Raw genomic sequence first — 12,100 nt, 5'->3', positions numbered from 1 at the left:
GACCAGCTCCGACGACCCGAGCGCTCCCAGCAGAGCACGCCGATCAAAGGGGTCCCTTTTGGATGCCGATAGGGGGTCCCAGTCGAACGCCGATTGACAGGCCGCGCGCTCTATGCCGCCAAGGACAGCGGCCGCGACCGGCACGTCATGTCCGGACAGGTGGTGGCCTGGCCCGGTGCCAGAAGCGCGTAAGTTGCCGGACCAATTCTCACCTCGCGCCCGCCGGGCCATGGAAACGGCCTTCTGAACCTCGAAAAGGGTTTGATCCTGAAGGCCATCCGCCTCCCCTGGACGTTTTTCCGCCGACGATAGCATGGTTCGGAGCCAGGGGGCGCAGCATCTCGGGAAGACGGGCTTCTTCGCTGGTGCTGAGGACCCGCCTACCCGGCCTCTTCGTTGCGGCGCTTGCGCGAACCGCCCCTCCTGTCGCTTCTTATCCCCGCGGCGACCGCCTTCGCCCTCTCTTCGCAGCGGGCGCGCAGCTCCTCCAGCTCGTCGGCCGAGAGATGCTCGATTCCGACGAAGGAGTTCTGGACGGTGCCGGTTCGGATCAACTCATCCAGCTTCACCTGTATCGCGGCGCTGTCCCGATTCTGTGAGTTCTGGATCAGGAAGACCATCAGGAAGGTGACGATGGTCGTGCCGGTGTTGATGACAAGCTGCCACGTGTCGGAAAAGTGGAAGAGAGGTCCCGTGACGGCCCAGACGATGATCACCGCGCAAGCCAGAACGAAGGTCGAGGCGCGGCCCGCCGCCTGTGAAGCCTTGTTCGCGATCGACGCGAACAGGCGCCGTGGGTGCCTCTCGCTCTCCTGATGGCTCTTTCGCATGCAGTGCTCCTTTCTGACGTAAACCTGAAGGCCCGATCAGCCTCCCGTCGCGAAACCCGGGTAGAGGCTCATTCCTCCGTCGACGAACAAGGTGGCGCCCGTGACGTAGTCCGCCGCGTCGGACGCGAGCCAGGCCACTGCCTGCGCGATGTCGTCCGGCTCGCCTATGCGCTTGTACGGCACCAGCGACATCAATCGACCGTAGGCCTCCGGAGTCTCCCAGGCGGGCCTGTTGATGGGGGTGCGAATGGCGCCCGGAGCCACCCCGTTAGCGCGAATGGCCAGGGGAGCGACTTCCTGGGCGATGCTGCGCATCAATTGCATCACGCCGCCCTTGGATGACGCATAGTTCACGTGACCGGCCCAAGGGATCTCCTGATGGACGGAGCTCATGAACACGAGCTTACCCGCCGCGACCGAGATCTGATCGACCACACCGCGCTTCATGAATTCCCGAACGGCTTCCCTCGCGCACAGGAACTGGCCGGTGAGATTGACACCGATCACTTTGTTCCACTGCTCGAGTGTCATGTTATGGAAGGCAGCGTCGCGCTGCAGGCCGGCGTTGTTCACGAGGATGTGCAACGTGCCGAAATGATCGATCGCCTGAGCGAACATGGCTTTGACTTGGTCCTCGTCGCTCACGTCTGCCTTGATCGTGATGGCGCGGCGCCCAGAAGCCTCGATGCCGTGCGCGACCTCTTCGGCCGCTGTCTGATCGACAACATAGTTGACCACGACATCGGCTCCGCTCGCGGCAAGCCCAAGGGCCACCGCCCTTCCGATTCCCGAGTTGGCCCCGGTCACCAGCGCCGGCTGGCTTTCGAGCACGACGGCGAAGCGGCGGGCCGGCGTTGCCGTGGGGTTGACTGCCTCACTCATGTTTTCCTCCAGGGGGGGCGCATCCGACCGCGCCGAAACGATTGCGATTGCTTGCCTACTTCCACGCTGCTCCGAGGGCTTCTCGACGTGCGTCAGGTTGTGGGCGGTGTTCACCAGCGCGATGTGGGAGAAGGCTTGCGGAAAGTTCCCGACCAGGCGGCCGCGCGTCACGTCGTACTCCTCGGAGAGCAACCCGACGTCGTTGCAAAGACCGACGAGGCGCTCGAAGAGCTTCACGGCGTCGGCGTGCCGGCCCACCATCTGATAGGCGTCCGCCAGCCAAAAGCTGCACGCCAGGAACATGCCCTCGCCGGGCGGCAGGCCGTCTTCCGTCGCGCCGGTGTCGTAGCGGCGGACGAAGCCGTCCGTCATCAGCTCCTGCTCGATCGCGGAGATGGTGGAAGCTACCCGGGCGTCCTCGGCCGGCAGAAAGCCGACCGCCGGGATCAGGAGAAGGCTGGCATCGAGCTGCGGTTCGCCATAGACTTGGACGAAGGTCTGGCGATCCGGATCGAAGCCTTGCCGGCACACATCTTCGTGGATATCGGCGCGGACCTTCTTCCACTCGTCAACAGGACCATCCATGCCGAACTCGCCGGCGCTCTTGATCGCGCGGTCGAACGCGACCCAGGCCATCACCTTCGAGTAGGTGAAATGCCGCCGACCGCCCCGGACCTCCCAGATGCCTTCATCGGGCTCTGTCCAGATCGACTCCAGGTGATGGAGCAGCGCGCACTGGATCTGCCAGGCTCGCTTGTTCTCGGGGAGTCCGCCGCGGCGCGCCTGATACAGTGCGTCCATCAGCTCGCCGTAGACGTCGAGCTGAAGCTGCGCATGCGCGGCGTTACCGATGCGGACGGGCTTCGACCCTTCGTAGCCGTAGAGCCACGGGACCTCCCATTCCGTTAGGCGACGCTCGCCCGTGACGCCGTACATGATCTGAAGCTGCGTCGCGCTGCCGGCGACGGCGCGCAACAGCCAGTCCCGCCAGCCGCGCGCCTCGTCGTAGTATCCGGCGCCCATCAAGGCCAGCAGAGTCAGCGTTGCATCGCGAACCCAGCAGAAGCGATAGTCCCAGTTTCTCGGCCCGCCGATCTGCTCCGGAAGCGAGGTCGTCGCGGCGGCGACGATCCCACCCGTCGGCCTGAAGGTCAGCGCCTTCAGCGTCACTAGCGAGCGCTGGACGGCCTCGGAATACGGCCCTGCCTGATGGCAGCGTCCCGACCACTCGCGCCAGAAGCCGTCGGTATCGCGGAGAGCTTCGTCCGGATCGATCGGCTCTTTCGGCGCCTCAAAGGACGGCTGGTACGACAGCACGAACGTCACCCGCTGCCCGGCCTCGACCGAAAACGATCCGACGGTCTTCATGGGCTCGCCGCGCAGCGGGAGATCGGTCCTGAGCACCAGCATGTGCGCACCGGCGACCGCGCTCAGGCCGCCGGCCTCGAGGCGGCTTATCCACGGCACCGTCACGCCGTAGTCGAAGCGCAGCACGAGTTGCGTGCTCATCCGGACGGCGCCTTCCAGCCCTTCCACGATCCTGACGATCTTGGAGCCGTCGATTTTCGGCGGCATGAAGTCGGTTATCCGGACGCGACCCTTGTCGGTCTTGAACGTGGTTTCGAGGATCAGCGATCCGGGCCGGTAACGGCGTGAAGCCGAATGCTGCTCATCCGGCTGGATCCGCCAATGGCCGTTCTCGTCGTTCCCGAGGAGCTTGGCGAACACGCTGTCCGAATCGAAGCGCGGGAGGCAAAGCCAGTCGACCGAACCGTCCGTCCCCACCAGGGCGGCGGTCTCACAATCACCGATCAGCGCGTAATCCTCTATCCGGAGCATCGAAGGTACCACGGGTCCAAATCGCGCGGATGGTCAGGAGTTCCTTCTCGGCGGAATTGCCTATGGGCAGCCGGGAACGTTCCTGTCGATCGCAGGTTGGCCGCAGCATGGGGCATGGCTGGATTTGGACGATGAGGAGCCCCTCTGGCGAAACCAAGGACCGCGCCGGTGTCAGCGGCTGGACTGTCGCCGCTGCGCTCGCGCTTTTGGCAGCGGCATTTCTGACCGAGCAGGTCGCTCCCGAAGACGACGCCAAACTCGAAAGGCGCCAGGATCGCCGCGACGCGCCGCCTGCGGCTGTCGCTGTGGAGGGCGAGGACCGGGGCCGGCTCGCCGACTCGCCGTCCGAGATCCCGGCCAAGGGATGGAAAGACATCCTGCTGCGGGTCTACGGCAACATCTCCGAGCACCGCGTCCTCGCGCTCGCCGCGGGCATGACCTACTACAGCCTGCTTGCGCTTTTTCCGGCGTTGGCGGCCCTCGTCGCGATTTACGGCCTCTTCTCGGACCCCGGAAGCATCGCCAAGCACCTCGACCAAGTCTCGGGATTCATTCCGAGCGGCGCCGTCGACGTAGCCAGAGACCAGCTCACGCGCGTCGCCTCGAAGGGCAACCAGACGCTCGGCCTGACCTTCGTGGTCGGGCTCGCCGTATCGCTCTGGAGCGCGAACGCCGCGATGAAGTCGCTGTTCGACACGCTCAACATCGTCTACGGCGAGAAAGAGAAGCGAAGCTTCGTGAGGCTGAACGCGCTTTCCCTCTCCTTCACGCTCGCCGGGATCGCCTTCGTACTGATCGCACTTGGCGCGGTAGTGGTCCTGCCTGTGGCGCTGAACTTCGTCGGCCTGTCGAACGCGGCGGATCTTCTCGTTCGCATTGCTCGGTGGCCCGCGATGTTCGTCGCGGTCGCGCTGGCGCTCGCGCTCATCTATCGCTTCGGACCGAGCCGCGAAGCACCGCGCTGGCGCTGGATCACCTGGGGCAGCGCAGTCGCGACCGTCCTGTGGCTCGGTGCCTCCGCGCTGTTCTCCTGGTACGCCGCCAACTTCGATTCAACGAGACCTACGGCTCGCTCGGCGCGGCGATCGGCTTCATGACCTGGCTGTGGATTTCCGCCATCGTGATCCTGCTTGGAGCCGAGCTCGATGCCGAGATGGAGCACCAGACCGCGCGCGACACGACCACGGGCGCCGAGAAGCCTATCGGCGCACGGGGCGCCAGGGTGGCCGATACGGTGGGCGCGGACCGCGGCGGCTGATAATATGGGCGGCGGCCCGCACGACCAGCCGCGTTTCGAATGTTCATATGCAAAATGGCCGCAGACTTACAGCCTGCGGTCCACCGGCGAATTATGAAAGGGATGAAATACGCCAGCCCGGTGCTGCCCGATAGATAGCCCGTCGGCGACGCGTTTTGGATTCCGTGAGTCTACGGACGGGCTCAAGAGCGCGGTGCGAAACCGCAATCACATCGGACCGCGTTCCCGCGATCAACCTTGCTTCAGCGCGTCTTGACCTCGCGCACATGCCAACTTTCGCCGGCTGGTATGACGCGGATCTCTACGCCCGCGCCGACGAGCGCGTCTGAGGCCACGTCATCGTCCGCCCATCGACCATCGGTCAGTCTCGGGCTTCCAGGCGAGCGAGATCCAGATCGCCAGGACACACCTGCCATTGCGAGCCGTCTGCGAATTCGAGTTTGTGGCTTTCTGTGCGAGCGGATCTTTATCAGGCCGCATCCAGAGTCCGCGGCGGGCCATGCTGCACGGACGGGCAGCCGGTCCGCCTCGTCACCGTGGCACCTTGGACAGCTGAACCGGATGTCCGGCTGTGCGGTTGAGGTCCGCTGCAGGTTCGCGGCCATCGGCAAGGCGCCGCAGCGGACTTTTCCAAGAGGGTATCGGTTTCGATCATCGTGACGGCTCCTTCAAGGCGAGTCCCCTTGGCTGCGAGCGGCTTGGACTTGCACAGGTTCCGGCCTCGGTGCCTCTCCGTCGAGAACCCGTCGGCGACCTCAAGACCGTCCTCGTCGATCCAGGCAACCATTCGTGAACCAACGATCGCTCTTGCCGCTGTGCCCCGTTCGGGTCGCCCTTGGCTGCGCGCACCGAAACGACAACCATGAAGACCTACTCGCACCAGCATCTCGATTCAGCAGACTACGTCGGGTCGCTGATCCGCGAGGATTTCGAGCGATGCCATCCCGGGGAGACGCTGGACGATCTCAAACGTCGCGCGTCCTTTTCGAGAGATGGTAGAGGCCTGCTGCGGGACTGGATGGCGGTAGCGGCGGCCCGGGCCGCCGCCGCAACGCGGGCTAGAGGAGAGCGCGAGGAAGCGACGATGCGCCGGCACACTTGCGGGCTCGATCGAAGAATCGGAAACTCACAGCGATCCCGGTGCAAGCCGCTGAGGCCCCGGTGTCGAGTAGCTGCGAGACCGCGGTACCCGATCCCGCGGGGGCACGGGGCTTCTGGATCAGGACGCTACCGTCGACGCTCCGCGGCCTTGCCGTCAGTCTTCTCGCGTTCTCCACGGTGCGTGCCTCGGCCGCCATCGCATGTTGCGGAGCCGTTTGCTGGCGGGTTCACATGCGCCAAGCATACCCATTGTCGCCGACAATCGTAATCCATCCTGCTTATTAGAGGCCGCCCGCTTCGAGAATCGTCGTTCACGAACGCTGGCGTCCGGTGGAACGCTTCACGCGGGAAATGTAGTTCGTGACTATGACGATTATGGAGATCTCGACCGGTAAATCTATTAGAGGTCGCTCTCTCAACGGCGCCCCGAAAATCGGATCAGGATAGCAATAAAAACAACGCCTGCTAAATGAGAGCGAGCGGCGGCTTCGCGGGTGCTCGCGATAGTCCTGACACGCGCCCTGCGCATCGTCGAGCGGGCACGCTGCTGATGCGTTCGGTTGCTAGAACTTGAGGGTGGTGCGTAGCCCTAAGACCGCGGCATTCTTGAGCGCCCTTCCTGCCAAAGGGCTCGAGGGATCAGTCGCGCCTCCGCCGGGATGAATGATGTACTGGAAGTTGGGTTGCAAGGTCCAGCCGTCGCGTACCTGATACTGATAAACCGCGGTCAACAATCCTTCAAAGCTGCGCACTGGCCAGTTCGCGTTGACTGTGGCTCGGTAACCGAGATCGAGCGCCTGCGCACGCCGGGAGACGTGAGCATAACCGGCGGCAATCGCGAATTTATCGTCGGGCCGAGTCTCGCTCAGCCCGATGAATTCGATGCCAGTATCGGCATAGAGATCGATCAGGTTACGATCGGCCGGCGCGCCCGAGAGCCGCGCAAACACGCCGATGCCGCGATCGTCGCTATGCGCGGCGCGATAGACTTTTTGCTCGAACACCGCCCATCCACCGATATCGCCGGACAGCAGCAGGGGCGTACCGCTGCTCGTCGGTGCGGCCAGCGACACGCCGTTCGATGCCAGCCGCTGATCGGCGAACGAGCCGAAATGGCGCCAGCCCCCAAGCTTGATTTGTCCGGCAGGTCTCGGATCGCCTTTCTTGTTGTTCCAGGCGTATTGGACTTGCCCAAGAAGCAGGGGTGGATCGTTGACCCGGAAATTGATGCCGTAGCGGTTGCGCTCTTGGGGGTCACCCGGCCCAGGGCCTGCCTGGTTGCCATCGAAGATCCCGCCAAGGACTGACAGTTGATCGGTGATGTTGACAAGAAGTCGGGTGCCCATCGCCGCTAAGGGCGGCGACGGCCCCCCGCTTGGCAGATCGATCGCTGTGATCGCTGGCCAGCCCAGTGAGGCGTTGGTAAAGACGTCGGTGTATTTGGTGTTGAAGAATTCGCTATCGGCGGCAAGCTGGCCGAACTTCAGAGAGACCTTCTTGTTTCCCCACTGCTTCTCGAAATAGGCTTCATATAGCCGCGTGGATGGTAGCGCCTCGATCCCGCTCACGACGAAGAAATTGCCGAGATTACTGCGCGACAATCCTTCACCATGAATCTGGAACATGTTGGCGTGGAATGTCAGCTTATCGACCCCTACGAGCTTCTGCAGATCAACATCCACCGCGAGGTTCAGCCGTCCTTCATAGATAACAGCTTGTTTCAGCCCACCGGAGATATTGCCAAGCGTCTCGCCGATGTAGGTGGCTGCAAATTTAATTCCGTATTTTTGGAATGGATTTGGCAGTATCCCCAAGGTTTTTTCCTCAACAGTGCTCTCGCCGGTGTCAGGGTCTGCCGGCTTGTCCTCATCCGTTTTCTTCTCTTCCTGAGCAAGCGCCTGCGTGGCCGCAAGCAGAGCGGCAAACAGGATGGTATGCGCCAGACGTCGGATGCGGTTGCTCAATATGGACCACCCCTTGTCGACCCGCCCTTGTGGGGCTGACCCATTGGGAGCATGACGGCAGGGTTGATTCAAGAGGTCAACTGCTCAGCAACTCCGCGTCCAGTCCGGCAGGAACGCGTCAAGTCGACACTGATGCTCTTCGGAGGTTGGTTGCCTCATCAGCGCCTGCCCCAGCAAGCCGGAAACATACGGCGAGTGGCGGAGCACCTTTCTACCGCGGCGGCATCGGAGGCCCGTTTGCTTTAGACCCGATCCCTTAGGTGATAGGTCGGAGGGAACTTCGGTTGGCGGTTGCAGCCTAAGGAGGAAGAACCATGAGTGACGAAGGCACAATGTCCACCCTAAAGCAAGTATCAGAGAGTGTGCGGGAGGTGGCGCGCAACATTCGAGAATCTCTAGAGGAAGGCCGACAGTACAGCGCGTCGTCCCAAATTGTTCGTGACTTGGTCAGGGAAGCTCCTCTAGCTTCGCCGGCCGTCGCTTTCCTCATCGGGTATGTCATCGCGCGGCGGTAACGCCGCTCAGTTAAGAGAGTAACAGGTACGTTCTGGACGCTGTGCAACTCGGAGTGACGCGCCCGCCCGATATAAGTCTCGCGCTTCATCGGCATTGGACTGGTCGCCCCAAGCGCCTCCTGCCAATTGGCGCCTTTTCGTCACCTGGCGATATTCGCAAGCGTAGCGTCGTGCCGCGCGCGCTGCGCCGATAAAGATGCCGATGCGCCGGCAGTTGGACCTGTTGGATCAAACAGGGCCGCATCGCGCCCTTTGGTCGGCAAAGCCGTACCCAGCCAACGGGAGGGCCAATGCACAGAGAGCTGCCATCGGCAAGAACGCAGCTCCTGCATATCGAGCATAAAGAATGCCGGACAGCGATATCAACGCAGCGGTAACGAGGCCTGAACCAAAGGCATAAATAGCTTGGGCGGTGGCGGCGACCGTCGGGCAGATAACTGCCCTCATCATGCCCATGCAAGCGAGATGGAGCAGCGCAAAGGTTAACCCGTGTAAGGGCTGAATCATTGAGAGAAGCACAATAGAAGTCGTTACTCCCTCAATCAGCCAACGTATGATGCCGGCCGCGGCTGCTAAGATAGCCGCACCACGCACGCCAAACCGTTCAATCAACGCAGGACCAACGAAAAAGAAGACCAAAACTTCTGCCGCCACCGCTTCCGACCACAGAACGCTTATAACGGAAGTTCCTATTCCAGCGTCGCTCCACCGAATGACGGCAAATGCGTCGTGCATCGAGTGACTTCCATAGACCAAAGCGGAAACCAAAATCAGGATCCGAAATCGCGGGATCGCCAAAAGAGCACCTACCTCTCCGAAGGCCAACGATGCCGCCGGCGCAGGTGGAGCGGCTTGAGCGTTAACAGCGGGCATAAACACTGTCGCGCTGGCCGCTGCGATCAGTAGGCTGGCATTCATCCAGATTACCGGCATGAGGTCAGCAGGACCGATCAGTTGTCCAACGACGATCGTGCCCACGACGAAGGCGGCCGAGCCCGAACCCCGTATCCAGCCGTATTCAAATGGCCTTCGGCTTGACGATCACAAAGAGCCTTTCGACGACACACAGGCTAAGGAGATAGCAGGCGACGATCATCGCGGTCCCGGTGATCCAATGGCCTTTGCCGGCAACCGCCAACGCAACAAGCTTCAACGATTCGACCGTCGCCGTGGGTACTGCCAATAGAAGGAGCGACGGATAGGGGCCGAGGTTTTTGATCGTTCGCTTCAGGCCCATCACGGGTGCTCCTACCCACTAACTTCCCGTCATGCGCGATGTTCCGACTTTGGAACGTCTGCCACATTTCCCCGCACCGCGCGCCGCCCGGGAAGACGTAGCGCGATCGACGCGAGCGTCCGTTGGACGCACGCGCTCAATCGGGGTGAAGATCACGGCCAGTGGCTTCAGCAAACTTCAATCCGGGCCGCGCTAATTCAGCCTGCAATCGCTCTGCTTGCTCTATTGGCATCAACCTGATGCCGACTAAGTCGGGAGCGATTGCTCGAGAAAGAAGCGAAGCATCTCCCTGCTTGCATCCGGGCCGCTTGGATCCGTGTAGGATCCCGCCGGACTTCCTCCCGACCAAGCGTGGCCTGCGCCGTGAACATTCCAGTGTTCGGAGACGGCGCGCCCGCTCACGTCGGTCAGAATGGTGCGGGTATACGCGTGCCCGTGTGGCACTTTTCCACCGATGACCTTCGCATTGAAATCCGACGCATTACCCGATTGTTCGGCGATACGGTCGCCGTTGTTCGGATGCACCGTTGTGTCTCGGTCGCCATGGAAAACGATGGTCGGCACCTGCGGTCCGCCATGGGAAATGATAGAACGGGCTCCCTGCCGCATGGCGACAAGAGCGGAGGGAAGATCACTGGCGGCTCCGCAAACCAAGCCCGAATGGATGCCAACGGCGGCGTAGAGGTCGGGGTGCGTCGCAGCCATGACGGCAGCCGCGGCGCCGCCGGCGGACAGCCCCGCTACGTACACGCGCTTTGGGTCGATCCGATGATCCTGCATGACCTGGCGGGTGATGCCCGCGATAAGCGAAGGCTCGCCGCCATCCCGTTCCTGGTCACCGGTACGAAACCAATTCCAGCATTTCGACTGATTGGCTGCGGTCGCCTGCTCGGGATAGACCACGAAGCAATTCCGCTCTTCAGCCAGAAAATTCATGCGTGTGCCGGCCGCGAAATCGTCCGCGGACTGGGTGCAGCCGTGAAGCATGACGACGAGGGGAAGGGGCTCTCCTCGCGAGCGGCTCGGGACGAACAGCTTGTAGGCTCGAACTCCGGCCGCGTTGCGGAATGTGCCGGCGATGAATTGCGTCCCGTCGGGCGCGACATCTGACATGAACGGAGGAGCGCGCAATATCGGGCCTCGCAGACCGAGGCCGGCGAACTCTTGCATGTTGTCCAAAGGCGCGGGCCGTCCGCGCCGCTGCGCGGAAGCGGCCCGCGTGGCTGGGCGCCTTTCCCTCTCCCCGACCACGTCGGCCTTCACCTCGATGGTCGGCGGCTCCAGCCGCGCTGGCGCCGGAGGGCCCGCGCGATCAAACGGTTCTGCGCCAGTTTCACCCCGGAGCATGCGCTGCAGAAGCGCAGTGGCCTCGACCAACTTGCCCGCACGCGTGAGACGAGTGGCCTCATGGATCGTATTTCGATCAGCATCTGCTTTACCTGGTTCTGTCGGCAAGAGCGGCCTTGACCGCGGGAGTGGCATGGAGGGCTCCGAGCACCGAGATCGACGCGATGGTGGCGCGTGCCAGGTCGGGCGTGACGTCCTGGGCGATGGTCGCCAAGCCGAGGACGTTGATGTGCAGCATCTCGCCGGCGCGCTGAGCCGCTTCGAGATCCTGGCGGGTGAAGTTGCGTAGCCCGAGGTCCAAGCTGTGTCTGGCCGTCGACTGCTGGAGAACATCTGCATGCCGCTCGAGCTGATTGCGGATGGCCGTGCGAATGAAATCGGTGCGGTTCGAATAGAACCCTTCCTGCACCATCAGATCGACATGGCCGAGGTCCACGTAGCCAAGGTTGATCGTGATTTTCTCGGTGTCTGGGGCTCTGGGACGCAGGTCGCGAACATTGTCAGCCATCGAAATTATCCATTAGACCATCCCAGTGGATGGCGCATAGAAGCTAAATGGATGGTTGATGAGGTTTTACAAGAGGAAGTTTTGCCATCCGACGAGACACTGGAGCTGACGATCAGCCACCACCGAGGGGTCAAAGGATCGGAAACTCGGAGCGGTTCAAGCCGATGAGGCCCCGGTATCGAGTAGCTGCGACACCGCGGCAGCGAACTGGGGCGGGGCAAAGGCCTTGCCGTCGGCGCCCTGCGATTTCCAGTCAGGGCGCGCCGGCGCTCGTCATGTAGACCACGGGAAAGCCAGGCGAGATTTCCCTGATCTGCTGCGCCAGCTCCCACCCAAGCCGGCCCATGCCGCGCTTTCTGGAGCCAACATCAGGTCCGTATCTATCCCGCCTTGCGGTGCTAAGTCAGGGCAGCGGCAGACCAGGACGATCTGGCCAGTTAGACGTTCCATTTGTCCCCCAGTCTCCCTCCAGCATTGGTCGAGTGGGGTAGCGCTTGCTTTTGGTTCTCCCGCGCTCGTCTAGCCCGCATTTCTCACACGGCCGATAGCTGTGCGACAGAGGATAGAAGGTCTAGCGAAGGCGATGAGGAGCCGTTGCGCTGGAGGCGCGGGTGGCGAT

At 62.5% G+C, this 12,100-nt stretch carries 7 protein-coding genes and 1 pseudogene; 1 reads left to right on the top strand and 7 read right to left on the bottom strand.

The window, feature by feature from the left end:
* Window positions 1–380: 380 nt before the first annotated feature.
* Together IVA87_RS03715 and IVA87_RS03705 are read right to left on the bottom strand one after the other, a co-directional pair.
* Window positions 381–830: a low affinity iron permease family protein gene (locus IVA87_RS03715; RefSeq protein WP_247332744.1), complete on the bottom strand. Its 450-nt coding sequence runs from the start codon at window positions 828–830 to the stop codon at window positions 381–383.
* Between the two features lie 36 nt (window positions 831–866).
* Entirely contained in the window at window positions 867–3,551 is a 2,685-nt protein-coding gene (locus IVA87_RS03705) for a glucose 1-dehydrogenase (protein ID WP_346658334.1), read from the bottom strand.
* A gap of 131 nt (window positions 3,552–3,682) precedes the next feature.
* Between IVA87_RS03705 and IVA87_RS03700 the strand changes: the two are divergent.
* Window positions 3,683–4,809, top strand: a pseudogene (locus IVA87_RS03700) (YihY/virulence factor BrkB family protein).
* A gap of 1,664 nt (window positions 4,810–6,473) precedes the next feature.
* Here IVA87_RS03700 and IVA87_RS03695 read toward each other — a convergent pair.
* The 5 genes from IVA87_RS03695 to IVA87_RS03675 all read right to left on the bottom strand — a co-directional run bounded on the left by IVA87_RS03695 (window position 6,474) and on the right by IVA87_RS03675 (window position 11,481).
* On the bottom strand, window positions 6,474–7,853 hold the full coding sequence (locus IVA87_RS03695; protein ID WP_247332745.1) for a carbohydrate porin: 1,380 nt from the start codon (window positions 7,851–7,853) through the stop codon (window positions 6,474–6,476).
* A gap of 764 nt (window positions 7,854–8,617) precedes the next feature.
* On the bottom strand, window positions 8,618–9,397 hold the full coding sequence (locus IVA87_RS03690) for an MFS transporter (protein ID WP_346658335.1): 780 nt from the start codon (window positions 9,395–9,397) through the stop codon (window positions 8,618–8,620).
* A 10-nt stretch (window positions 9,398–9,407) separates the two neighbouring features.
* Complete coding sequence (locus tag IVA87_RS03685; RefSeq protein WP_247332742.1) at window positions 9,408–9,629, bottom strand: hypothetical protein; 222 nt, start codon at window positions 9,627–9,629, stop codon at window positions 9,408–9,410.
* A gap of 243 nt (window positions 9,630–9,872) precedes the next feature.
* Window positions 9,873–11,108: a PHB depolymerase family esterase gene (locus tag IVA87_RS03680; protein WP_247332741.1), complete on the bottom strand. Its 1,236-nt coding sequence runs from the start codon at window positions 11,106–11,108 to the stop codon at window positions 9,873–9,875.
* Complete coding sequence (locus tag IVA87_RS03675) at window positions 11,062–11,481, bottom strand: CopG family transcriptional regulator (protein ID WP_247332740.1); 420 nt, start codon at window positions 11,479–11,481, stop codon at window positions 11,062–11,064. The genes IVA87_RS03680 and IVA87_RS03675 overlap by 47 nt, the downstream gene beginning before the upstream one ends.
* Window positions 11,482–12,100 lie beyond the last annotated feature (619 nt).

The sequence above is a fragment of the Bradyrhizobium sp. 147 genome (genome assembly GCF_023073935.1).
Classification (GTDB): Bacteria; Pseudomonadota; Alphaproteobacteria; order Rhizobiales; family Xanthobacteraceae; genus Bradyrhizobium.
Note: the sequence above shows the minus strand (reverse complement) of the source record. Positions and strands in the feature narration are given on the sequence as shown.

Bases quoted from the DNA above. Each gene is read 5' to 3' on its own strand.
- IVA87_RS03715 (WP_247332744.1), bottom strand. From the start codon at position 830: ATGCGAAAGAGCCATCAGGAGAGCGAGAGGCACCCACGGCGCCTGTTC.
- IVA87_RS03705 (WP_346658334.1), bottom strand. From the start codon at position 3,551: ATGCTCCGGATAGAGGATTACGCGCTGATCGGTGATTGTGAGACCGCC.
- IVA87_RS03680 (WP_247332741.1), bottom strand. From the start codon at position 11,108: ATGCCACTCCCGCGGTCAAGGCCGCTCTTGCCGACAGAACCAGGTAAA.
- IVA87_RS03675 (WP_247332740.1), bottom strand. From the start codon at position 11,481: ATGGCTGACAATGTTCGCGACCTGCGTCCCAGAGCCCCAGACACCGAG.